The organism is Lactococcus ileimucosae, from assembly GCF_943193185.1.
Lineage (GTDB): Bacteria > Bacillota > Bacilli > Lactobacillales > Streptococcaceae > Lactococcus > Lactococcus ileimucosae.
In genome coordinates this window covers 1-24,325 of record NZ_CALPDE010000015.1, presented here as the reverse complement: position 1 = coordinate 24,325, position 24,325 = coordinate 1, and the positions used below count along the sequence as shown (strand labels likewise).

Below are 24,325 nucleotides of genomic sequence, written 5' to 3'. Positions count from 1 at the left end.
TCTGTGGCGAGGCGGGAAGGCGGTTTGGGATAACAAGCTTCTCTTACTCCTCTTCAAAATCATACTCACGAATAGCGCTTGAGATAGATCCAAAGTCAAAGCCTTTGCGCGCTAAGGCTTGTGTAATGCGTTGTTTAAGTTCATAACCCTCGTATCTTCTGCTGTATTTGCGTGCTGTTTTTTCGAGTTCATTGTAGAGCAACTCTAGCTCATTTTCTTCATCCGCTTCAAGTTCTAAAGTTTCCAAAGCGATGGCGCTGACATTGTATGAAAAACCTTTAGTTGTAAGGGTTTGTGTCACTTTTTGCTTAAGTTGCTGAAGTGTGAGGCGACTTGCCTTTTGGTGGACGATTTTTTCAGCGAGCTTTACGGCTACATCGATTTGTTTTTCCTCATCAAATACTTGTGTAAGAAGTTGCTCAATTAGCTGTGATTCCAGTCCCTTCATTCGCAATTTTTGCATGATTTGGTAGGGTCCCGCATTGGCAGCTCTGATTTTTCCTCGGATGTAACTTTCAATATATGCTCGGTCGTTAATGAGATTGTTTTTCCCGAGATAGTCAATGATAGCCTCAATTTGAGAGCTTTGAATATGATGCTCGAAAAGATATTTTTTTACTTCAGATGAGGTTCGAGGTTTGAAAGAGATGAAATAAAGCGCCAAAGCTTTGCCTTGGGCGAAATGATCGAAAGACAAGAGTTGCTCAAACTCCCCTTCAGTGAGTGCTTTGTCACGCGTGAGCATAAACTTAACGACAGTATCCTCACATACATAGATTTTATCTTGCTCTTCATCCCAATCCTTATATGTGAGCGGTTCGGTAAAGGTGACTTTATAAAGCTTTTTGAGTTTTGTAATTTCCTTGATTTTTATCATAGCATCATTATATCAGAGTTTTAGAGAAGGGGAGCATTATTTTATGTACCAACAGTGCGGGGGAAGATAAGAACAGTTGAGATACAAGTGAATATTCTTCCAAATATAAAAAACGCTCAATCCTGCATTACTTTATGACGAATTGAGTGATTTTTCTGTTTTTGAGATTCTTATCCCAGTCTCGTGATAATTTCTTGGTTTAGAAATTAAATGTTTCTGGATCTGGTCCTATGCGTAAATTTTCATCAAGTGTGTCCAAAAGCCCCATGTCTTCTTGATCCAGTGAAAAGTCATAGACATCACGGTTAGCCCGCATCCGTTCAACCTTGACTGATTTTACATTGAGCAAGATGCCTTGCTCTAAGTGCCAACGTAGAATAATTTGTGCAGCTGATTTCTGGTGCTTTTGAGCGATTTTTTGGATAATCTCATTATCTAGTAATTTTCCCTGCATGAGTGGAGACCAAGCTTGAGTTTTGATATTATGTTTTTCTAAAAAATGGCGTAAGGACTTTTGGGCTAACTTAGGATGCAGTTCAATTTGATTTACTGCTGGTAGTGTCTGAGCATATGTAAAGAGGCGTTCCAAATGGTGTTTTTGAAAATTACTTACACCGAGTGCTTTTATGCGTCCAGCTTTATGTAAATCTTCCATTGCTTTCCAAGACTCTTGGTAACCATAGTCAGTACCCGGCCAGTGGATGAGATAAAGGTCAAGGTAATCCAAACCTAATTTTTCTAAACTTGCTTCAAAGCTTTGAAGGGTTTCTTCATAGGAAAGGTTACTGCCCCACAGTTTTGAAGTTATGAAGAGGTCTTCACGAGATAAGTCCGTTGCGTGAAGTCCTTCTTTAATTCCTTGCCCCGTTCCTTCTTCATTTCCGTAAATCTGTGCAGTATCAATGAGGCGATAGCCGTTGATGATACCATTTTTGACGATTTCAGCAGTTTCTTCGTTGGGAATCTGAAATACACCTAGGCCTAATTCAGGGATATCAATATGGTTGTTAAGCTTCACTATATGTTCTCCTATAAGTTTTCTTTTGACAAAAAATAGTATATAATAAAAACAACTTGTTGAATAGTACCTACTTTTTTGTTATATACATACATAAAAGTAATTTTTAATTAAAATAAAGAATTGTAAGAGGTGTTTTTTGAAAAAAACTTATAACATAGGTGTAGAAGCCACGATGGATGTGATTGGCGGAAAGTGGAAAGCCATAATTTTATGTAACTTAAGACATCAGCCACGCAGACCGGGTGAACTTAAGCGTAATATCCCTGGTATTAGTCAAAAGATGCTCACACAGCAGCTCCGCGAACTGGAAGCAGATAATATCATTATTCGGAAAGTTTATAATCAAGTCCCTCCTAAAGTAGAGTATTCGATAAGTCCTTATGGAGAAAGTTTGAATAATATTTTAGACAGTCTTTGCTCTTGGGGAGAAGATCATGTCAAAACTTTAAAAGAGCAAGGAAACGACGTCCATATCCTGATTAAGGATTAGTTGAATATACAGATAAGTCAAGGAGATACAATGTATAAACCGAATTTTGACACGGTACATCATGTTGCTATCATTGGTAGCGATTATGAAAAGTCTCGGAAGTTTTATGTCGATATTATGGGTTTTTCTGTGATTAGAGAAAATAATCGTCCTGATAAAGGAGATGTAAAAATTGATTTAAAGATGAATGACGAAACGGAAATAGAGCTGTTTATCAAGACCGAAGCGCCCGAACGTGTGTCTTATCCAGAAGCAAAGGGATTACGTCATCTGGCAATAAAGACAAATAATATTGAAGAAGATATAGCATATTTGTCTCACCAAGGTGTGAAAGTAGGAGAACTACGTGTGGATGAAATCACAGATAAAAAGATGGTTTTCTTCTACGATCCAGATGATCTGCCGCTAGAATTGCATGAATAATATAAAATTCCAACTGTAGCTGGAGTTTTCCCTGTCTGTGTGGCGGGAATGACATAATTTTCCGAGGCTCATCACAGGAAAATTATGTTAAAATTGGGATATGATTAATCTGAAAATTGGACAAAAAATCCCACTCAATATTGAGCGTATGGGTATCAATGGCGAAGGAATCGCCTCTTACCATGGGCGCTTGGTTTTTGTGCCTTACGCACTGCCTACAGAAGAAATTTTGGCAGAAATTACAGAAAATGCACGTAACTTTTCACGCGCAAAAGTTGTAAAGATAAATAAAAAGTCAAAATACCGTGTCAAACCTGAGGACCGTGTTTATCACGAGTTGAGTAGCTCTCACATCATGCATCTTGCTTATCCACAACAGTTGGAGTTCAAGCGTGATTTACTCCGTCAAGCTCTGGAGAAATACCGCCCAACAGGGTGGAGGAAGTATGAACTTTTACCGACACTTGGTATGGAACATCCTTTGCGTTACCGTAACAAATTACAATTTCAAGTGCGCCGTCTAAACAATGGGGATGTTATTGCTGGTTTATACAAAGAAGGCACGCACCATCTGGTGAATTTAGAAAATTGCTTGGTGCAAGATGAAGTTATCCAAAATATAGCTAATCGTATTTGCCGTTTGATTGAAAAATACAATTTGCCTGTTTATGACGAGCGTAAAGTCATGGGTATCCGCACAATCGTTGCGCGACGCAGCCAAAAAACAGGTGAAGTCCAAATTATTTTCGTGACATCCGCACGTATCAGCTTAGATGGCCAAGTTTGGCCTGCACCACGTGAAGAGCTCTCAAAACGTCAACGCAAAGACTTGGTGAAGATGGATGATATCTTATCTGACTTGACGGAAGAGTTTCAAGAGATTGTTTCTGTATCAGCCAACTTCCATCCAAAGAAAACCAGCGAAATTTATGGTGACCGTACACAGATGCTCTTTGCAGAAAAAGAAACGATTACTGAAGGCGTTTTGGATTATGACTTTGAGTTGTCGCCACGTGCTTTTTATCAACTCAATTCAGAACAAGCCAATGTTCTTTACGGTGAGGCCGTACGCGCGCTAAATCCGAAAAAAGATGACCGTGTCATTGATGCCTATTGTGGCGTTGGGACAATCGGTTTTGGTGTGGCCAAGAAAGTCAAATCTGTCCACGGGATGGATATTACGCCAGAGTCTATCGCTGATGCTAAATCTAACGCGAAACGTCTCGGATTTAAAAACTGCCATTATGAGGTAGGTAAAGCGGAGCGTATCATTCCCAACTGGTATAAGTCAGGCCATAGAGCCACAGCGCTTATCGTTGATCCGCCACGTACAGGTTTGGATGATGCCTTGTTGGAAACAATCACCACTTATACACCAGAAAAACTGGTTTATGTGTCTTGTAACGTTTCGACTTTGGCAAAAGACTTAGTAATTCTTTCGCAATTTTACAGCATTGAATACATCCAATCTGTCGATATGTTCCCCCATACAGCACGGACTGAAGCGGTAGTGAAAATGCGTAAACTTGCTCAACCTTTGGCAGCACCTTTCCGTGCTGAAAAGTCAAAAGCAAGCTATAGTAAACCACGGAGGAAAAGGAAATGACAAAATTTATCATTGAAAAAGATTTTTGGGAGCTTTTCCCAGACACGCAAATTGGGATTGTTTTAGCTAAAGGTATTGATAATACAGGGGAGAGCTCTGCTGAAGTCAAAGACATGTTGGCCAAAGCCAACCAAGAATCAGGGAAATTTTTACAAGAGCCTGTTTTTAGTGAAAATCCAGTTGTTTCAGTTTGGCGTCAAGCTTATCGTAAGTTTAAGACTAAAAAAGGTGCACGTTCTTCTATTGAAAACTTGATGAAACGGGTTGAAAAAGGCAAAGAAGTTGGCAGTATTAATCCCCTTGTGGATATCTACAATACGATGAGTTTAACCTATGGTTTACCAGCCGGTGGCGAAGATATTGATAGCTTTGCTGGCAATCTTCGTTTGACTCAGGCACAAGGTGGGGAAAAATTCATCGCTTTAGGGGATGAGGAGCCGGATAATGCTCTGGCTGGAGAAATTGCTTATCTTGATGATGAGGGTGCCGTTTGTCGCTGCTGGAATTGGCGTGATGGTCAACGTACAATGCTGACAGAAAATACAAAAAACGCCTTTTTAATCATTGAATGTGTGGATGCAAGTCGTACAGATGAATTGCGACAAGCTATAGAAAAGTTGGCAGAGCTTACTGTTGCACATCTCGGAGGACGTGCAGAGGTTGCAATCATGACAAAAGAAAATCCTGAGCTCAGTTTAGACTAAGAGGAAAGCATGATTTATTTAAGAAAGGCAGCCCTATCGGATATTCCATCCGTTATGCCGATCATTGTTCAGGCAAGAGAATTTCTGGGAAAATCTGGGAGTGATCAATGGCAAGCAGAGTATCCCGCACAAAGTGACATTGAAAATTTTATTCACAAAGATGTGGGCTACGTTCTGATTGTGGGCGAAGAAGTTGCAGGTTTTTGTGCGGTCATTACCGGAGAAGATACGCAATACACGAAAATTTATAAGGGCAAGTGGTTAAATGACAGCTTGGACTATGTCACTGTTCATTGTTTAGCACTGTCTGACCAATATCGTGGGCTGGGTTTGACAAAGTATCTTTTTTCGAACATTTTTACTTTGATGCAGGCACGTGGCTATAAGGACTTCCGTGTGGATACGCATCCAGCCAATGCAGTGATGCGGGCGGTTTTTGAGCGCGAAGGTTTTGAAAAGCGGGGAATGGTTTTCTACGAAGGAGAGCGCATCGCTTATCAACTTCTTTTAGGAGAAGGAGATGAATAAAGAAAACTGGGTGGAGTTTTGTTTGTCGCTGGGGGCCTACATTTGCCTCTACACCCTTTGCAAAGAGGGAAAAAGGTCCAGCTACGGTTGTGGTGAAGCATCTCAAAAACAAAAAATCCTTTGTTTATATCTCGGAGCGTGAGGGCAAACTTGTTTTGGATGTTAAAGGTTTACCCTCAGTCAACGAAGAACTCCGTGAAACTTTCGCTTCAATAAGACCGGCTTGGCACATGAATAAAACGCACTGGAATGACATCCACTTTGGTGGTGATGTTTCAGAGGAACAAGCGAAACAGCTGATTGAAAACAGTTATCGTCTAATCAAGCCAAAAAGAGAATAAAAATGGAATATAAAGAAAAATTTTTAAAAGATTTCAGTGAATGGGTGGACCAGCAGGTTCAACTTTCAGAACTAGCAATGAAAGCCGCAGAAAAAATTGCGGATGAAGATAAAAAAATTGAAGCAAAAGAAGCGGCTATTCGTTATGAAAGCCGTCTCGATGCCTATCAATTTATTCAAGGGAAATTTGAAAACTATAAAGCAGGTAAAGATTTCCACGATGTACCAGACTTAGGTACAAAAACTTTTTAAGTAACAAAGAAAATCACCGCAAAGGGTTTTCGAGGACTCAGGCTTTGGAGGGAATTATTTATATCGATTGAAAGCACAACAGCCAACAGCAAAAAAGCTAACTTTAATGGCTGACCTTTTAACGTATCCGTAGACTCTCTGCTTGGTCGTGAGAAAGAAAAAAGAAAGAGAAGAACGGCTCAGTAAGGAACTATTTGAAACTTATATGCTAGAAACGCAAGATTTCCTTGAAGTGTATAAAGAAGAGGCTGAAAGAGGGCCTTTTTCAAAAGATAGTCTTACCGCTTTAAGTTCTACTTTCAGATTTTACAAACAGTTGATATTTTTCAAAATGGAAATAAGCTTCAAATTGCTTTAGCTAAAAACTTATTGAATGCTATTTCTGACCGATTAAGCGCTTTTAACGCTGCTTTTTTTGATATACATAATAATTACTAGCATCAATGAAAAGGCAAAAGCTCTATTCTTTGGACTGTGCTGGTTCGAATTTGCGGGAGAAGAAAAATGCCTTATTACAGAAATAGGGCATTTTTGGAATAAAGCATTTACTAATGAAGAATTGAAGCATTTTAAATCAGGAGCTGATTTTAATAATTTCGTATAGGAGCAGTATTATGAACTTTTATGATATCGAATTTTTGAAATCACAATCAGGAATAAATGATTATATCAGATATATTTTTATATTTGCAAGTCTTACAGTACTCGTCATTATATTCAGTATTTATATTAGACACAAAATAAAAACTAAATATCGAGATTTAAGTATAATTCTTTTGTTATTTATTATTTTAGAACTAGGGATACAATATTCTAATTATAGAGGATTTCAATCAAAACAGAACCAATCCTCGCAAATGGTTGCTTTTGTTGAGAATGTAGCTAAAAATCAAAAGGTTGATATAGACAAGGTTTTAGTTAATTCTACTCAATTTGCTGATGGAATAATTGTAAAAATTGATGATAAATATTACTCAGTTAACTTAAATCCTGATCAGAAAACATATACATTTGTAGAAAGTTATTTGATTAATCCCCAAAATAAAGAAATAAAAAAATAGATTGTGAGAAGGTATGTTACTTTACAGTTCAATAATTTTAAAATTCTCTTTAGGTATTATTTGCCTTATTATCCAAATAAATATAATGGGAAAAGGAAATTTAGCGCCAGCTTCCGCAATGGATCAAGTTCAAAATTATGTTTTAGGTGGAATAATTGGGGGAGTTATTTATAATGACTCTATTACAGTTTTACAATTTATACTTGTTTTAATTATTTGGACGCTTTTGGTATTGATTTTAAAGTTTTCAAAAGAACATAATCGATATATAAAATTATTAGTAGATGGTCGCCCATTAACCTTAATAAAAGACGGAAATATCAGAGTTGAGGAGTGTTTGAAAAATGGTATTTCTGCTAATGATTTGATGTTCAAACTTCGTTCCAACGGTATCTATAAAATTGATAATGTGAAACGTGCTATTTTAGAACAAAATGGTCAGCTGACATTAATTGAATTTGGAGAAGAAAATGTTAAATATCCTCTTATTGTAGATGGTCAAGTGAATCTAGATGTTCTAGAAGTTATTGATAAAAATGCTGAATGGGTTGAATCGCAAATTTTAGAACAAGGCTATAACAAAATTGGTGAGATATATTTAGGTGAATATATCTCTGGAGAACTTAAGTTGTATGGCTATAACGACTAGTCAAGGAAAGACTATTCCTTGATAAAGCTACAGTAGAAGCAGTTTATGCTCAAACTGTAGCTGAAATAGAAGAGCTCTCAAAAGCAAAAGAAGTCAAGCTCTTTTTAGAGAAACTTGCGGACAGTAAAATAACGAAAGAGCAAGCGGAGAGAGTTACTTCTCCTGAAAGACTTAGTTGAAGCTTTTGTCTTACCCTCTGAAAGTCAAATTAAAAAGCTCAAAGTTCCCGCACAAGCAAGCTGGGATATGAAAGAACTCACCTATTTTGCTTGGAAGGAGATTTCTAGTCAGCGCAAGTATATTGTGACGAGTGACGGACGGAGTTTTTATGGGACGACATCAGGAAGTATAAAAAATATTTGTGCGATTTGTCAAAAAACAAGCCAAGTGACGCAGTTTTTAGCAACCACTAAAAGAGGGCTGAGGCTACCTATACTAAAATGGCACATATATCTGTGTTGATAGTGTGAACTGCAATCGACAAATGCAAAAAATAGAAGGTTTAGAGCATTTCTTAGAAATAATCAAAGAACGCTGAGCGACCTTGCAAAAAACGGACAAATCTGATAGAATAAAAGCACTAAATGAGGAGTAACAAGTCTAATCTTTGAGAGAGAAATCGGTCGCTGCGAGATTTCAGATGAAGCTTGTGAAGGTTGCATTGAAGTCAGTTAAATAAAATTAAGTGTCTGCTTTTAAAAGCAGGAATTTAGGTGGTACCGCGCGTGAGCGTCCTATGTTGGATGTTTAGGTGCGGTATTTTTTATTGACACTCCCTTGCACTTCTCCCTCGACATTATCAACTGTTTTCATACCGAAAGGAAAAATAAATGACAGAAGAATTATCAACAAAATTTAATCCTGCTGAAGTCGAAGCAGGACGCTATGAAAAATGGCTCGAACAAGGTGTTTTTGCACCTTCAGATGACAAAAAAGCAAAACCTTACAGTATCGTTATTCCACCACCAAACGTCACAGGGAAACTCCACTTAGGGCATGCTTGGGACACAACCTTGCAAGACATCATCATCCGTCAAAAACGTATGCAAGGTTTTGATACGCTCTGGTTGCCAGGAATGGACCACGCTGGTATTGCAACGCAAGCCAAAGTGGAAGCGCGTTTAGCCGAAGAGGGTATTTCACGTTATGACTTAGGCCGTGAGAAATTCTTGGACAAGGTCTGGGAATGGAAAGACGAATACGCTGAAACTATTCATCAACAATGGGGTAAAATGGGTATCTCTGTTGACTACAGTCGCGAGCGCTTTACTCTAGATGAAGGCTTGTCTGCTGCAGTCCGCAAAGTTTTTGTTGAGCTTTATAAAAAAGGTTGGATTTACCGTGGTGAGTTTATCATTAACTGGGATCCAAAGGCCATGACTGCACTCTCTGATATTGAAGTTATCCATAAGGATGTCGAAGGTGCCTTCTATCACATTACTTATCCTTTGGCGGATGGTTCAGGCGCGCTTGAAGTAGCGACAACGCGTCCAGAAACTTTCTTTGGAGACACTGCTGTTGCTGTTAACCCGGCAGATGAACGTTATGCCAAATACATTGGTCAAAGTGTTATTCTCCCTATCATTAACAAAGAAATTCCTATTGTTGGTGACGAACACGCAGACATGGAAAAAGGGACAGGTGTGGTTAAAATTACACCCGCTCATGATCCTAATGACTTCTTGGTTGGTCAACGTCATAACTTGCCACAAGTTAATGTGATGAATGCTGACGGTACAATGAACGAGCTGGCAGGCGAGTTTAATGGTATGGATCGCTTTGAAGCCCGCGAAGCCATCATTAAAAAATTAGATGCGCTCGGCAACTTAGTTAAAGTTGAGAAAATGATGCATTCCGTTGGGCACTCAGAACGTACAGGTGTAATGGTTGAGCCACGCTTGTCGACACAATGGTTCGTTAAGATGGAAGAGTTGGCTAAAAATGCAATCGCAAATCAAAAAACAGAAGATGCGGTTGAGTTTTATCCTCCACGTTTTAACGACACTTTCCTCCAATGGATGGAAAACGTACATGACTGGGTTATTTCACGCCAACTTTGGTGGGGACATCAAATCCCTGCCTGGTACAACGAAGCTGGCGAAATGTATGTCGGCGAAGAAGCACCAGAAGGCGAAGGTTGGGTACAAGATGAAGACGTACTTGATACATGGTTCTCTTCCGCCTTATGGCCTTTCTCAACTATGGGCTGGCCGGATGAAAAGGCAGAAGACTTCCAACGATACTTCCCAACATCGACCTTGGTTACGGGCTATGACATCATCTTCTTCTGGGTTTCACGTATGATTTTCCAATCGCTTGAGTTTACAGGAAAAGCACCATTTAATAATGTGCTTATACACGGCTTGATTCGTGATGAAGAGGGACGCAAGATGTCCAAATCTTTGGGGAATGGTATTGACCCAATGGATGTGATTGAAAAATATGGTGCAGATGCTTTGCGTTGGTTCTTGTCCAACGGTTCAGCTCCAGGACAAGATGTGCGTTTCAGCTACGACAAGATGGATGCAGCTTGGAATTTCATCAATAAGATATGGAATGTGTCACGCTATATCTTGATGAATGCAGGAGATATCACAGCAGAAGAAATTTCTGCTCATCTTGACCAAGTGGCAGCAAAAACAGCAGGTAATGTTACCGATCGCTGGATTCTCACACGTTTGAATGATACGATTGCGCGTGTTACGGAACAAATGGATAAATTTGAGTTTGGTGTTGCAGGCCATATTCTGTATAACTTCATTTGGGATGAGTTTGCTAACTGGTATCTTGAGTTGACCAAAGAAGTAATGTTTGGCGATGATGAAGCAGAAAAAGACGTCACACGTTCAGTGCTTGTACATGTTCTTGATCAAGTGCTCCGTCTCTTGCACCCAATCATGCCTTTCTTCACAGAAGAAATCTTTGAAAAACTTCCGACCGCTGAAGGTAAATCTATTGTTGTGTCTGAATATCCAGAAGTACGTCCAGAATTTGATGATGCAGAAGTAGGTGAAGGTGTTGCCATGCTGATTGAAATTATCACAGCTGTACGCAATATCCGTGCGGAAGTGAATACGCCTTTATCAAAAGCAGTGCCAATGATAATCAAATCAGACAAGGAAGCCTTCCTGAATAAGGTGGCGGCTTACATCAGACGCTTCACCAACCCAAGTGAGTTAACTATTGCAGCGGATGTGACAGTGCCTGAACAAGCCATGTCAGCAGTTGTTACTGGTGCGGAAATCTACCTTCCATTAGCAGGATTGATTAATATCGAGGAAGAAATTGCACGCCTTAATAAAGAATTAGACAAATGGGAAAAAGAACTTGATAGGGTTAACCGTAAACTTTCTAATGAAAAATTTGTGGCAAATGCCAAGGCAGAAGTTGTAGACAAAGAACGTGCCAAGCTGGCGGACTATCAAGAGAAGTTTGAAAGCACTCAAGCCCGTATTGAAGAATTACAAAAATAGACTATGAGACGTGGAAAAGTTCCTCATTATGGGAACTTTTTCTTTTTGCTATATAGACAGGTAATATCTTAAATTTTCATTTCTTGTTAAACCCATGGAAAAGTGATAAAATAAACAAAGAAAAAACTCTAAGGAGAGAGATAAGATGGCACATATTAAATTTGATTATTCTAATTTGAAACCATTTGTAGCGGATAAAGAACTTGACGAAATTCAATGGCAAGTTGACGGCGCAGATAAACTTCTTCGTGAAGGAACTGGTGCGGGTTCTGACTTCATTGGTTGGTTAGATCTTCCAGAAGATTATGACAAAGAAGAATTTGCACGCATTCAAAAAGCAGCAAGCAAAATTCAATCTGACTCAGAAGTTCTTATTGTTATCGGTATCGGAGGTTCATACCTTGGTGCCCGTGCTGCAATTGACTTCTTGAACAACAGCTTTGTTAATCTTCAATCAAAAGAAGAACGTAAAGCGCCACAAATTCTTTATGCAGGAAATTCAATTTCTTCAAGCTATCTTTCAGATTTGGTAGAATATGTTGCGGATAAAGACTTTTCTGTTAATGTTATCTCTAAATCAGGGACTACAACTGAACCAGCAATTGCTTTCCGTGTCTTTGAAGAACTTTTGGTTAAAAAATATGGTCGTGAAGAAGCAAATAAACGTATCTATGCAACAACAGATAAAGAAAAAGGTGCCGTTAAAGTTAATGCTGATGCAAACAACTGGAAGACTTTTGTTGTGCCAGATTCAGTTGGGGGACGTTTCTCAGTTTTGACAGCTGTTGGTCTCTTGCCTATCGCAGCATCTGGTGCTGATATTACAGCGCTTATGGAAGGTGCTAACGCAGCGCGTAAAGAATATACAGCCACAGACGTACGTGAAAATGATGCTTATGCTTATGCAGCACTTCGTAATATCCTTTACCGTAAAGGTAAACTTTCAGAAATCCTGATTAACTATGAACCATCATTGCAATACTTCTCAGAATGGTGGAAACAGTTGGCAGGTGAATCTGAAGGTAAAGACCAAAAAGGTATTTATCCAACATCAGCAAACTTCTCAACAGATTTGCATTCATTGGGTCAATTTATCCAAGAAGGCACACGTTCTGTATTTGAAACAGCTATCCGTGTGGAAAAACCACGCAAAAATATTAACATCCCTGAGCTTGAAGCAGATCTTGATGGACTTGGCTACTTGCAAGGTAAAGATGTTGACTTCGTCAACAAAAAAGCTGCTGACGGTGTGCTCCTTGCTCACACAGATGGTGGTGTACCAAACATGATTGTTACCTTGCCTGAGCAAGATGAATTTACTTTGGGTTACACTATCTATTTCTTCGAGCTTGCAATCGCAATCTCTGGTTACTTGAACGGTATCAATCCATTTGACCAACCAGGTGTGGAAGCTTACAAACGTAACATGTTTGCACTTCTTGGTAAACCAGGATTTGAAGAATTGAGTGCCGAATTGAATGCACGTCTTAAATAAGGAAGGATTCTATTAAAAAAGTCATTATTCTTTGAATTATGGCTTTTTTACTGCCCTTGGGGAAGAACTCTATCAATGTGCTATAATAGAGCAATGAGAGTTGTAGCAGGAAATTATGGTGGCAGGCCACTGAAGACATTGGCAGGAAAAACAACACGTCCAACGACGGATAAAGTCAAGGGTGCAATTTTTAATATGATTGGTCCCTATTTTGAGGGTGGGCGGGTTCTGGATTTGTTCTCAGGTTCAGGTTCACTTGCTATCGAAGCTGTCTCACGTGGGATGGACAGTGCTGTAATGGTTGAAAAAGACCGTTCGGCGCAGTTGGTTATCACTGAAAATATCAAGATGACAAAAGAAGAGGGGAAATTTCAACTTCTCAAAATGCCAGCAGAGCGTGCTTTAGCTCATCTTTCTGGACAGTTTGACTTGGTTTTATTAGATCCGCCTTATGCGAGAGAAAATATTGTTGCTAATCTAGAAGAAATGCAGAAAAAAGACTTGCTGGCAGATGACGTTATCGTTGTTTGTGAAACGGATAAGGGAGTCTCCCTTCCAGAAAAAATTGGGCAACTGTCCTTGCGTAAAGAGAAAGTATATGGAATTTCGAAGGTAACCATCTATGAAAGATAAAATTGGTTTATTTACAGGGACTTTTGACCCGGTCACAAAAGGCCATCTTGATATCGTTGAACGCGCCAGCAAGCTTTTTGATAAGCTTTATATTGGCATTTTTAAAAATGAAGCTAAAAATCCTCTGTTCAGCCTAGAAGAGCGCGTTGCCCTCATCGAAAAAGCCTTGGCAGATCTACAATTAACCAATGTAGAAGTGATTGCACATGCGAATGATTTGACGGTAAACATTGCGAAGCAACTTGAAGTTACGGCACTTGTGCGTTCCGTTCGCAATGCGGTAGATTTAGACTATGAGAAAAATATGATTTACTTTAACCGTGAAATGACGGGAATAGAAACGATTCTATTGACTGCAAAACCAGAACTCGAAAATATTAGTTCTACACGGATGCGTGAACTTTATCATTTTGGCCAAGACCTTAGCCGATGGTTGCCAGAAAATGTTATTGAAGCACTGAATGGAAAAAAATCAAATGAAAAATAAAGATATAAAAAATAAACGTAAGCTCAAACTTTTTTTATCTATAGGAATTCCGCTTATATTTATCGTAGGGCTGTTTTTCCCTCTGCCGTATTACATTGAGCAACCAGGTGGAGCAATACCAGTCAATCAAATGGTTGAAGTTTCAGGGACAAAAGATGAACATAAAGGAAATTTCTATCTGACTACGGTTGAAATGGTTCGAGCTAATGCGGCAAATATGCTTTATTCGATGTCTAACCCCTTTGCTACTGTTTTAAGCAGTCAAGAAATGACAGGGGGATTGACCAACCAACAATTTGACTTAGTTAATCAATTTTATATGCAGACTGCGCAGAATACTGCGATTTATCAAGCTTTCAAGCTGGCAGGTAAGCCTTATGAAATGAAGTACCAAGGGGTTTACGTACTTAGCATAAGTGAGGATTCAACATTTAAAAATGATCTGCAGCTTTCTGATACGATAACGGAAGTTAATGGTAAAACATTCAAGTCTTCAGCAGACATGATAAAATATGTGGCTCAACAAAAGGTGGGCGATAATGTTACGATTAAGTATACACGTATGGATGGTAGCCAACATGAAGCAACTGGAAAATATATTAAGTTGAGCAATGGCAAGACAGGCATTGGTATCGGCTTGGTTGATCATACAGAGGTTGTGACTCATCCCCAAGTGAAAATTGATGCAGGCTCAATTGGTGGTCCAAGCGCTGGGATGATGTTTACTCTGGAAATCTATAGTCAGATTACGGGCAAAGACTTGCGGCGAGGTAGAGAAATAGCAGGCACTGGGACGATAAACGAAGACGGAAGTATCGGTCAGATTGGTGGAGTTGATAAAAAGGTTGCAACAGCTAGTCAAGAGGGGGCTAAAATCTTTCTCTGCCCAGATGAAACAGCTGAACAGACAAAAGCCTCTGGTACAACGAATAACTATACAGATGCTCTAGCAGCAGCTAAAAAGTTGAATACAGATATGAAAATCGTACCTGTCAAGACCATCCAAGATGCCCTTAATTATCTTGAAAAATAAAAAAGCTGTTATGAACAGCTTTTTTTGTTTAATATTGGTCTCGTAAGAGCGTTTTAAGTTCAGCGATACTTGGCTGACGTGGATTGCCCGGTGTGCATTGATCGTCATAAACAAGGTTTGCTAACTTGTCAAGTTCACGTTCCAAATGATTTTTATCAACTCCATTACCTGAAAGTGTGATATCAATATCAATGCTGTCTGTTAACTTCTTGATTTCCTTAATGAGCTTGTCAACCAGTTCGGCATTATCTTTACCTGTTAAACCAATATAGCGCGCAATTTCGGCGTAGTCTTCTTGGGCACGGTAGATTTCATAACGCGGATACGGTGTACGTTTAACGTTTCCTGTTACAGCGTTGAATTTGATGACGTGAGGCATAGCAATAGCAATAGCTAAACCATGTGGCAATTCAAACTCACCACCGACTTTGTGCGCTAAGGAGTGGTTGATGCCGAGAAAGGCATTGGCAAAAGCCATACCAGCTAAGGTTGCAGCGTTGTGCATGTTTGCACGAGCTATTTGCCCTTCTTTGGAAGGTTTTGAGGGGTCATAGTGGTAAGAAGTGGTTAAATTTTCAAAAATTAATTTGATTGCACGAAGTGACAAAGGTTTAGTATAATCCGAAGCCATGACTGAAACATAGGATTCTAGTGCGTGGCTAAGCGCGTCAATACCAGACCAAGCAACTGTACGTTTTGGTACAGTCATAACAAACTCAGGGTCAACAATGGCCACTTGAGGTGTAAGTTGATAATCAGCTAAAGGATATTTAACATGTGTTTCATCATCAGTGATGACAGCAAACGGTGTTACCTCAGAACCTGTACCTGAAGTAGTCGGGATACACACCAGCTGAGTTTGGTCTTGATGTGGGAATTTGACGATACGTTTACGAATGTCGATGAATTTTTGAGCCAGTTGTTCAAAGAGGGCTTTCAATGCGACATCATCATTAAGGTCAACCTCCCCGCGAACAGAATATTCATAAATCAAACGCCCGATTTTGGCAGCATCAAGCGGAGAACCACCGCCAAGTGCGATAACGGTATCTGGTTTGAAGTCATCCATTTGACGCGCAATCTCGATTGCCTGAGACAATGTAGGGTCTGGTTTTACAGAACCATAGATAGTCGTTTGAACTTGTGTGTCACGAACGGCGAGTTGCTCAAGCATGTGATCAACAAAGCCAAACTGCAACATCCCGTGATCCGTGACAACAAAGGCACGTTTTATGTCAGGCATTTCTTGCAAGTAAGAGATTGAGTTGTTTTCGTAGTAGATTTCTTTTGGCAGACGAACCCATTGTGGGCGATTACGACGACGTGCCACTGTTTTAATATTCAATAGATCGTATGTACTCAAGTTGTGTGAGATTGAATTTTTACCCCATGAACCAGTTCCAAGCGTCAATGATGGACGCATTGCATCAGTATAAATATCGCCAACACCACCGATAGAATCAGGCTGGTTGACCAATATACGTGCAGCACCAATAGCGTCTGCATATTCTTTAACAAATGGGTCATCCTGAGCACCAATTTGGATAGCAGCATTGTGTCCTGCACCTTGATAATTTAAAAGTTTTTGAACGATTTCTATAGCATTGTTGCGTGAGGTAGATTTGTAGAGCGACAGCAGTGGACTGAGTTTTTCGGAGGACAATGCTTCTCCGATGTTTTTTTCATTAAGTTCAAAGAGAAGGACATCTTTACCTTCAGGGACCTTTACGCCAGCTTGTTCAGCAATCCAAGGACCAGGACGTCCAGCAACAGGACCAGTTACACCAAAGCCTTCACCAGCACGTTCAACAAAGACAAATTTTTCAATTGCTTTATAGTCTTTCTTAGGTACTTTATAAGCGCCGTGTGCTTGGAGTTTTTCGAGAAACTCATCGTAAATTTCTTCAGCAATAACAGCAGAATTTTCTGTGGCACAAATCATGCCGTTGTCAAAACGCTTAGAGAGCAAGAGGTCTTCAACAGCACGATCGACATTTGCAGTTGCATCAACAAAGACAGCACCATTACCTGCACCGACCCCCAGTGAAGGATTACCAGATTTCAGGGCGGCATTAACCATTCCTGGACCACCTGTGGCTAAGATTGAAGCAATACCTGGATTCTGTATGAGTGCAGTTGTATTATAGAGACTAGGTTCTTCAACCCATTGAATAAAGTTTTCTGGAGCCCCTGCTTTCAAAGCGGCATCATAGACGATACGTGCAGCATGTGAAGAACAATTTTGAGCCTGAGGATGGAAGGCAAAAACAATAGCGTTGCGTGTCTTTGCCGTTAAAAGTGATTTGAAAATAGTTGTTGAGGTAGGGTTAGTCGTGGGCACAATCCCGGCAAGAACACCAAGAGGAGCCGCGATTTCAACGGAACCATTTACTTTGTTTTCGCTAATTACTCCAACAGTTTTATCGTTTTTTATTGAGTTATAAACAGATTCTGAAGCAAAGCGGTTTTTAGTATCCTTGTCTTCGACAATCCCGCGACCGGTTTCCTTGTGTGCTTCGTGAGCAAGTTCTAGAGAATGTTCACTGGCTGCCAAAGCCATAGCTGCAACAATTTTATCAACTTGTACCTGAGTATAACCTTCAAATTGTAGGGCAGCTTGATGGGCCTTTTTCACAAGAGCATCTGTGTATTGCTCTGCCTTTTCTAAGAGTACAGCCTTATCAGCTGCTGTTAATTCTTTCTTCGTCTTTGTTTTTGGGCTTGTCATATAAAATTTCTCCTTTGTGAAATTTATCACGTTATTATTTTAACAAAGTTTGAACGCTGTGTCAAATTGTATTGTGCAAAAAAGTACAATGTTGTGTTGGCGAAATAATATTCACATTTTAATGATAGAAAAACCGCCTTATTTGGCGGTCTGGTTTAGAGGGTAGGAAGGACACAAGTGCCTTCTGGACTGTAAAAATCTTTTTGTTTCAGCGTAAGCAGTCCTGTTGTGCGATTGCGACGGAAAAGACTAATGTTATCACTGTCTTGATGGGCTACGATAATAAAGTCTTCTGTGCTATTGAAGTTAAAGTCGCGCGGTGTCTTACCTTCTGTTTTTACAATGTCTTCCAAGGTAATTTTTGTTCCTAAAGGACTAACACTGAAGATAGCGATTGAATCATGCCCGCGGTTTGAGGCATAGAGAAATTCACCATCAGATGAAAGGCGTAGCGCAGCAGCACTTTTGACACCATCAAAATCAGCAGGAAGTGTACTGAGGGTTTCTAGAGCTGCAAAACGTCCTTTTTCTTCATTGTAACTGAGCACTGTTACAGTGGAAGAAAATTCACCAATAGCATAAGCAACTTTACCATTAGGATGGAAGGTCAGATGACGAACGCCAGTTCCGGTAGGCATGCAATATAAGGTAGCAATAGAAAGCTTGCCTTCTTCACCGACAACATCATAAACAGTAATTTCGTCCGTTCCTAAATCACAAGTAACCAAGCGACCATCTGGTGTAAGATCTGCATAGTGAACATGTGGTCGTTCTTGACCTGGGTGCCCTTTTGAGCCTTCTCCTGTATGTTTTACGGTATCCGTTAAAAGGAGTGAACCATTTTTTTGGATTTTATAGACGCGAATTTCTCCCAGGTGATAGTTGGCACCATAAACAAGACCACGTTTATCGTCAACAGCGACATAACAAAGAGGAGCTCCAACACTTGTAACATAATTTAAAAGTTCTGCTTTCCCCCTTTTATAAGCTAAAGCTGCGATACCACCACCATTTTCATCTGCAGCACAGCTATAGAGATGCTGTTTCTTTTTATCTAGAGTAATATAGGTCGCATTTTGAACATGTGCAACTTCCTTTAGATTAGAAAGTTCTTCCTTGACAACATCTAAGTCAAAACTGTATATTCCTTTTGATTCACGTTTAGTATATCCACCCACTAGAATTTTTTCCCGCATAGTTTAGCTCCTTTTACATTTAATATTCGTATAATTATTTTATCATAAAGGAGAGTTTTCAGGAAGTTAAATCTCTCACGTTTTATGCACCCATGAGAAACTTTAGTAAAAAAGATGACTTGCAATATGAGGAAGATTAGTATATAATATTACTGTTGCTCTTGGGCGATAATCTCACATTTTGACCTGACAATGTCGTAGTGCACAGGTGTAGCGGTATTGGATGACAGTCAAAAGAGGAAAAACTATTTTAAAAGGAGACATTAATATGTCAGTTATTTCAATGAAACAACTTCTTGAAGCTGGTGTTCATTTTGGTCACCAAACACGTCGTTGGAACCCAAAAATGAAACCATACATTTTCACAGAACGTAATGGTATCCACGTTATTGACCTTCAAAAAACAGTTAAACTTGTTGACGATGCTTACAACTATGTACGCAACGCTTCAGCTGAAGGTGCAGTAGTTCTTTTTGTTGGGACTAAAAAACAAGCATCAGAAGCTGTTAAAGAGGAAGCACTTCGTGCTGGTCAATACTATGTAAACCACCGTTGGCTCGGAGGTATGCTTACGAACTGGAACACTATCCAAAAACGTGTGGCACGCCTTAAATCAATTAACAAAATGGAAGAAGACGGAACTTTCGATGTTTTACCTAAGAAAGAAGTTGTTCTTTTGAACAAAGAACGTGAACGTCTTGAAAAATTCATTGGTGGTATTGCTGACATGCCTCGCATCCCAGATGTGATGTACGTTGTTGACCCACACAATGAACAAATCGCTATCCAAGAAGCTCAAAAATTGGGAATCCCAGTTGTAGCTATGGTTGATACAAACGCTGACCCAGATCCAATCGATGTTATTATCCCAGCAAACGACGATGCTATCCGTGCAGTTAAATTGATTACTGCTAAAATGGCTGATGCTGTCATCGAAGGACGTCAAGGTGAAGATGCAGCAGAAGAAGAACTTGCAGCAAAAGATACTGCAGCTTCAGAAGAGTCACTTGAAGAACTTGCTGAAATCGTTGAAGGCAAATAATTTGTAATGAATAATACAGGCGAGGCCCTACGCCTCCCTGTTTTTTTATAAAATATAATAATTAGGAGAATTATACAATGGCAGTAACAGCAGCTCAAGTTAAAGAATTGCGTGAAAAAACTGGTGCAGGTATCATGGATGCAAAACGTGCACTCGTTGAAACTGATGGAAATATGGAAGCAGCCGCTGAGCTCCTTCGTGAAAAAGGTATTGCGAAAGCTGAGAAAAAAGCTGACCGTATCGCCGCTGAAGGTTTAACAGGTATCGCCGTAAACGGCAATACTGCAGCACTTATCGAATTGAACTCAGAAACAGACTTCGTTGCTAAAAACGAACAATTCGTTGCTATCGTTAAAGAAACAGCTGAACTTATTGCAGAGAAAAAACCTGCAACTAATGAAGAAGCTTTGGCTTTGACAACTGCAGAAGGTGTCAGCCTTGAAGATTCTTACACGCAAGCTACAGCGACAATTGGTGAAAAAATCTCTTTCCGACGTTTCCAACTTATCGAAAAAACAGATGCTCAAACTTTTGGTGTGTATCAACATAATCAAGGGCGTATTGGTGTAGTTGCAGTTATTGAAGGTGGTGATGCAGAGCTTGCTAAAGCTGTTGCAATGCACATTGCTGCGATGAACCCAACTGTTCTTTCTTACAAAGAATTGGACGCTGAGTTTGTTCACGATGAGTTAGCTAAAATGAACCACAAAATCGATGAAGACAACGAAAGCCGCAAATTGGTAAACAAACCAATGCTTCCACATCTCTCATATGGTTCACGCAGCCAATTGACTGAAGAAGTTCTTGCGAATGCTGAAGCAGAAATGAAAGAAGAACTTTTGGCAGAAGGTAAACCAGAAGCAATCTTGGGTAAAATTATTCCAGGTAAAATTGCGAAATTCATCATTGATAACACTAAAGTTGACCAAGCATACACGCTTCTTGGCCAACTCTACATCATGGATGACAGTAAAACTGTGGAAGCTTTCCTTGAATCTAAAGGTGCTAAAGTAGTAGCTTTTGTACGCTATGAAGTTGGTGAAGGTATCGAGAAAGCTGAAAATAATTTTGCAGCAGAAGTTGCGGAAGCAGCAGGACTCGCTTAATTTGTAAAAAGGAAGGGTAGCTTTAGAGAAGCTACCTTTTTTCTATCCCTTCCTTTGACTAAGTAGGCTTGGACAGGGCAGTATTCTTATATTGCATGTATTCTAAAAAATGTAGAAAAGTGATGTAAAAACAAATATAATGTGCTATAATAAAGAGTGAAACTTTGTATTTAAAAATGAGTTTAAATAAAAAGATAAAATTACCTAAAGTTTTGGAGAGATAATGTCAAGTACAATAATTATTCTTTTGGGCGTTCTCGTAGTGATTGTCGTTGGATTCTATGTTTTTTCAATGGTAATGCGTAAGAAAACAGAAAATCGTATTCTTGAGTTGGAAGAACGTAAGGAATTACTTTTTGATTTACCCGTGCAAGAAGAATTAGATGCTGTCAAGAAAATGCATTTAGTTGGACAGTCGCAAACTATTTTCCGTGAATGGAATCAAAAATGGATTGATTTATCGTCGGATTCATTTGCTGATTTGGAAAATCATATTTTTGAAGCTGAACAGTTGAATGATTCCTTCCATTTTTTCCGTGCGCGTGAGTCAGCAGACGACAGTGAAGCACAGATCGAAGTCATGGAGTCAGAGGTTGAAGCAATTCGTGCAGGTGTGGCAGAGTTGGTTGAGCAAGAAAAACGTAATTCGACAAAAATCCAAGAATCCTTAGACTTATATGAAACATTGCGCGATGAGATTACGGACAATCAAGAAAAATACGGTACAGTTATTGATGAAATTAATCGTCATTTAGCAAATATTGAAACAGAGTTTTCACAGTTTGTTACGCTTAACTCAACAGGAGATCCGATTGAGGCAGCAGAAGTGCTGGAAACGGCAGAAGAACACACCATTGCTTTGCGTGCTATTACTGAAAAAATCCCATCTCTTTTAGCTGTTGTAGACAAAGAATTACCAAAACAAATTGAAGATTTAGAAGAAACAATTCATAAATTTGAAGAAGAAGATTATGTGCTTCCTCCAAGTGTTAATCTTGAGAGTGAAAGACAGGCTGTTCAAAAGGATATAGAAGAAGCGAAAGCTCTTCTTGACAGTTTTGAACTTGAGGCAACTGAGGCACGTATCACTTCAATCAATGATCGTATAAATGGTGTATATGACATCTTTGAGCGCGAATATAAAGCGCGCCGCAGTGTTGAAAAGCGTGTCAATATCCTTAAAAGCTATATTGAGCATACGCGTGCAAATAATAAAGCGCTTCTGTTAGAGATTGATCATACTATGCAGTCCTACTTGCTCTCTGATAATGAAAAGGCTGCCGTGCGTAGTTACTCAGAACACCTTGATATCTTGGAGGGAGAGGTTGACAGTGTGTTAGAGGCTGTAAAGGAAAAACAAAAGCCTTATTCAGCTTTGGGTAACAATGTAAATTCAATTATTGATGCCTTAGAAGATATTGAAAAGAATCAAATCAGCATCAGTGAAGGGCTGGCTAACTTACGTGAACAAGAAAAAGCTGCCCAAGAAGCTGCGGATGACTTTGACTCAGAATTACGTATTATTAAGCGCTATGTGGAAAAACGTAATCTTCCGGGCTTACCAAAAGATTATTTAGATCTCTTTTTTGCTACAAGTGAACGTTTAGAGGCTCTGTTCAAAGAGCTAGGTAAAGTACGTATCAATATTGATGTTGTTAATCATCAACTTGATACCTCTACTCAGGATATGGAAGCTTTGAAGGATGCAACAGACGACCTCGTCGATCATGCCGTTCTTGCGGAACAGTTGATGCAATACGCGAACCGTTATAAGGCAAGTGATGAGCGCGTTGCTGGTGCTATTGCTCGCAGTTTGCAACTTTTTGATCGTGCCCGAAACTATGATGGAGCCTTCAATGAAATCTCGAATGCCTTAGAGATGGTGGAGCCCGGTGCAGCTGAACGTATCGCTAATGTTTATCATAATCATAAAGAAAAACCAGATTATCGTTAGTGGTTTATTAGAAAACGTAAGGAAGCTTACGTTTTTTAATTTCCTTAATTTTTTTAAAATCAGTCTACTAATAAAGCAAAAGAACTGAACAAAGAGACAAATAGTTATTGTATGAAATATGTTATAATAGGCCTTTATCCGAAAAAGAAGGGTTAACCTAGTATATATGGGTTTTTGAAAAAATAAATTTAAAACTAACCAAAAAATTAACCAAGCATCGAAAGAAGTGTGTGTACACATAAAATTTATAAAATAAAGGGTTGCTGAATTTTGACTGTTTAGCAATCTTTTACTTTGTGTATTTTTTAAGAGGTATTCCAGGATAAGCTGTTTGATTGATTCTGAGGTTCTTAAATTTATTGACAGTATAGAAAATAGAATGATAAAATAAAAGTGTGATAAAAAGAACAAATTTTTTGTTGTGATGTAATCTTCTATTTTGGAGAGGTATAGATATGAAAAAGAATGCCTTAGTGTCAATAGGTATTATGTTTGCTGCAATTCTTCTTATTATTCTAAGTATTGGAGGGAAACTTTATATGGATAAGAAACAGTTTCAGAATGAGATGGTACGTGTGGTAAAAAGTGAGGAAGCAAGAGAAGTTTTTGAATCTTCATTAAAAAAATAGATCCTCATGCCTTTACATCTGAAGGAAAAATTAACTCTTACGAGATTGACTATGAGAGTATTGAACATAGTCCTATGGGTTCGATTTTAGTAAATCTAATAATTAATCATGATAAAACGTTGGTAGCTAAATATGATTTAAATAAACGCTCTGGAGATTTAAAATGTGGAGGGGTAGATTTATCTGAAAATTTATCTGAATTGAAAAGGGAAATTCAAAATGATTAATTTTACGGATGAAGAAAGAGTTATTATAGCAGATAAAGAATATAAAAAATATTCCGTGGGAGATGAGATTTCTGTAGAAGATAAACAACTAGGCTATGTCTCCGAAGTCATAAACAATCCCAAAACAGGCGAACAAACCTATATCATTACAGATGGTAACCCTAAAACTCAAAAACCAGAAGATGTTAAAAACGTAACTTTTCTTAACCAAGGTTCTACAGGTATTGATAAAACCCTTCAAAATCCTGGCGAGGTAAAACGAGATTGGTGGGATAATAATAAAAAAATTCTAGAAAATGTGCTGGAGTCCTTTAAACATCCGCAAGCTGTACTTCCCCCAACGAGACAAATGAAGTCAACAGCTCAAACTC

Annotated in this window: 22 protein-coding genes, 3 pseudogenes and 1 other annotated feature; of the genes and pseudogenes, 21 read left to right on the top strand and 4 right to left on the bottom strand. The window is 39.1% G+C overall.

All coding sequences use genetic code 11. From position 1 onward, the window contains the following. Window positions 1–43 precede the first annotated feature (43 nt). A complete protein-coding gene (gene recX / locus NFR51_RS07475) occupies window positions 44–877 on the bottom strand; it encodes a recombination regulator RecX (protein WP_251713092.1) in 834 nt (277 codons plus the stop codon). 199 nt (window positions 878–1,076) lie between these two features. Further along, entirely contained in the window at window positions 1,077–1,895 is an 819-nt protein-coding gene (locus NFR51_RS07470) for an aldo/keto reductase (protein WP_251713091.1), read from the bottom strand. A 139-nt stretch (window positions 1,896–2,034) separates the two neighbouring features. Between NFR51_RS07470 and NFR51_RS07465 the strand changes: the two genes are divergently transcribed. The 16 genes and pseudogenes from NFR51_RS07465 (at window position 2,035) to NFR51_RS07390 (ending at window position 15,072) form a co-directional block, all read left to right on the top strand. Further along, the gene (locus NFR51_RS07465; protein WP_277613160.1) at window positions 2,035–2,388 is read left to right on the top strand and encodes a winged helix-turn-helix transcriptional regulator; all 354 of its coding nucleotides are present in this window, start codon (window positions 2,035–2,037) and stop codon (window positions 2,386–2,388) included. A gap of 30 nt (window positions 2,389–2,418) precedes the next feature. Then, window positions 2,419–2,811, top strand: a complete 393-nt coding sequence (gloA2, locus tag NFR51_RS07460; protein ID WP_251713090.1) for an SMU1112c/YaeR family gloxylase I-like metalloprotein — start codon at window positions 2,419–2,421, stop codon at window positions 2,809–2,811. Between the two features lie 100 nt (window positions 2,812–2,911). Further along, window positions 2,912–4,417, top strand: coding sequence for a 23S rRNA (uracil(1939)-C(5))-methyltransferase RlmD (rlmD, locus tag NFR51_RS07455; protein WP_251713089.1), 1,506 nt, complete (start codon window positions 2,912–2,914; stop codon window positions 4,415–4,417). Continuing rightward, window positions 4,414–5,121, top strand: coding sequence for a B3/B4 domain-containing protein (locus NFR51_RS07450; protein ID WP_251713088.1), 708 nt, complete (start codon window positions 4,414–4,416; stop codon window positions 5,119–5,121). Before rlmD ends, NFR51_RS07450 begins: the two co-directional genes overlap by 4 nt. 9 nt (window positions 5,122–5,130) lie before the next feature. Continuing rightward, the gene (locus tag NFR51_RS07445; protein ID WP_251713087.1) at window positions 5,131–5,649 is read left to right on the top strand and encodes a GNAT family N-acetyltransferase; all 519 of its coding nucleotides are present in this window, start codon (window positions 5,131–5,133) and stop codon (window positions 5,647–5,649) included. A gap of 89 nt (window positions 5,650–5,738) precedes the next feature. Beyond that, window positions 5,739–5,990 carry an MmcQ/YjbR family DNA-binding protein gene (locus NFR51_RS07440; protein WP_251713086.1) on the top strand — a complete coding sequence of 84 codons (252 nt, stop codon included), beginning with the start codon at window positions 5,739–5,741 and terminating at the stop codon, window positions 5,988–5,990. Between the two features lie 2 nt (window positions 5,991–5,992). Beyond that, on the top strand, window positions 5,993–6,241 hold the full coding sequence (locus NFR51_RS07435) for a DUF1912 family protein (protein ID WP_251713085.1): 249 nt from the start codon (window positions 5,993–5,995) through the stop codon (window positions 6,239–6,241). A gap of 148 nt (window positions 6,242–6,389) precedes the next feature. After that, the gene (locus tag NFR51_RS07430) at window positions 6,390–6,599 is read left to right on the top strand and encodes a hypothetical protein (RefSeq protein ID WP_251713084.1); all 210 of its coding nucleotides are present in this window, start codon (window positions 6,390–6,392) and stop codon (window positions 6,597–6,599) included. A gap of 256 nt (window positions 6,600–6,855) precedes the next feature. After that, window positions 6,856–7,302, top strand: coding sequence for a DUF3290 domain-containing protein (locus NFR51_RS07425; RefSeq protein WP_251713083.1), 447 nt, complete (start codon window positions 6,856–6,858; stop codon window positions 7,300–7,302). Between the two features lie 13 nt (window positions 7,303–7,315). Beyond that, the gene (locus tag NFR51_RS07420; RefSeq protein WP_202231131.1) at window positions 7,316–7,951 is read left to right on the top strand and encodes a DUF421 domain-containing protein; all 636 of its coding nucleotides are present in this window, start codon (window positions 7,316–7,318) and stop codon (window positions 7,949–7,951) included. A 20-nt stretch (window positions 7,952–7,971) separates the two neighbouring features. Continuing rightward, window positions 7,972–8,489: pseudogene (locus NFR51_RS07415) on the top strand (FBP domain-containing protein); the annotation flags it as partial. A 33-nt stretch (window positions 8,490–8,522) separates the two neighbouring features. Continuing rightward, window positions 8,523–8,691 (top strand) — a binding site (T-box leader). Window positions 8,692–8,781: 90 nt separating this feature from the next. Then, entirely contained in the window at window positions 8,782–11,424 is a 2,643-nt protein-coding gene (locus tag NFR51_RS07410) for a valine--tRNA ligase (RefSeq protein ID WP_251713082.1), read from the top strand. A 145-nt stretch (window positions 11,425–11,569) separates the two neighbouring features. Further along, window positions 11,570–12,919, top strand: a complete 1,350-nt coding sequence (locus NFR51_RS07405; protein ID WP_251713081.1) for a glucose-6-phosphate isomerase — start codon at window positions 11,570–11,572, stop codon at window positions 12,917–12,919. Window positions 12,920–13,012: 93 nt separating this feature from the next. Continuing rightward, a complete protein-coding gene (gene rsmD, locus NFR51_RS07400) occupies window positions 13,013–13,552 on the top strand; it encodes a 16S rRNA (guanine(966)-N(2))-methyltransferase RsmD (RefSeq protein WP_251713080.1) in 540 nt (179 codons plus the stop codon). Continuing rightward, window positions 13,542–14,039, top strand: coding sequence for a pantetheine-phosphate adenylyltransferase (gene coaD / locus NFR51_RS07395; protein ID WP_251713079.1), 498 nt, complete (start codon window positions 13,542–13,544; stop codon window positions 14,037–14,039). The genes rsmD and coaD overlap by 11 nt, the downstream gene beginning before the upstream one ends. After that, window positions 14,029–15,072, top strand: a complete 1,044-nt coding sequence (locus tag NFR51_RS07390) for a SepM family pheromone-processing serine protease (RefSeq protein WP_251713078.1) — start codon at window positions 14,029–14,031, stop codon at window positions 15,070–15,072. The genes coaD and NFR51_RS07390 overlap by 11 nt, the downstream gene beginning before the upstream one ends. Before the next feature lie 28 nt (window positions 15,073–15,100). On the opposite strand, the gene adhE is transcribed toward NFR51_RS07390, so the two are convergent. Both adhE and NFR51_RS07380 read right to left on the bottom strand, forming a co-directional pair. After that, window positions 15,101–17,800 (bottom strand): bifunctional acetaldehyde-CoA/alcohol dehydrogenase, encoded by a 2,700-nt coding sequence (gene adhE, locus NFR51_RS07385; RefSeq protein ID WP_251713077.1) that lies wholly within the window; start codon window positions 17,798–17,800, stop codon window positions 15,101–15,103. A 155-nt stretch (window positions 17,801–17,955) separates the two neighbouring features. Next, window positions 17,956–18,996: a lactonase family protein gene (locus NFR51_RS07380; protein ID WP_251713076.1), complete on the bottom strand. Its 1,041-nt coding sequence runs from the start codon at window positions 18,994–18,996 to the stop codon at window positions 17,956–17,958. Between the two features lie 268 nt (window positions 18,997–19,264). Between NFR51_RS07380 and rpsB the strand changes: the two genes are divergently transcribed. The 5 genes and pseudogenes from rpsB to NFR51_RS07350 form a co-directional block, all read left to right on the top strand. Beyond that, the gene (gene rpsB / locus NFR51_RS07375) at window positions 19,265–20,038 is read left to right on the top strand and encodes a 30S ribosomal protein S2 (RefSeq protein ID WP_251713075.1); all 774 of its coding nucleotides are present in this window, start codon (window positions 19,265–19,267) and stop codon (window positions 20,036–20,038) included. Window positions 20,039–20,115: 77 nt separating this feature from the next. Then, complete coding sequence (gene tsf, locus NFR51_RS07370; RefSeq protein WP_251713074.1) at window positions 20,116–21,144, top strand: translation elongation factor Ts; 1,029 nt, start codon at window positions 20,116–20,118, stop codon at window positions 21,142–21,144. 223 nt (window positions 21,145–21,367) lie between these two features. Then, complete coding sequence (gene ezrA / locus NFR51_RS07365) at window positions 21,368–23,098, top strand: septation ring formation regulator EzrA (RefSeq protein ID WP_251713073.1); 1,731 nt, start codon at window positions 21,368–21,370, stop codon at window positions 23,096–23,098. Between the two features lie 455 nt (window positions 23,099–23,553). Then, window positions 23,554–23,954: pseudogene (locus NFR51_RS10855) on the top strand (DUF1310 family protein). Continuing rightward, window positions 23,947–24,325: pseudogene (locus NFR51_RS07350) on the top strand (hypothetical protein); the annotation flags it as partial. The pseudogenes NFR51_RS10855 and NFR51_RS07350, both read left to right, overlap by 8 nt.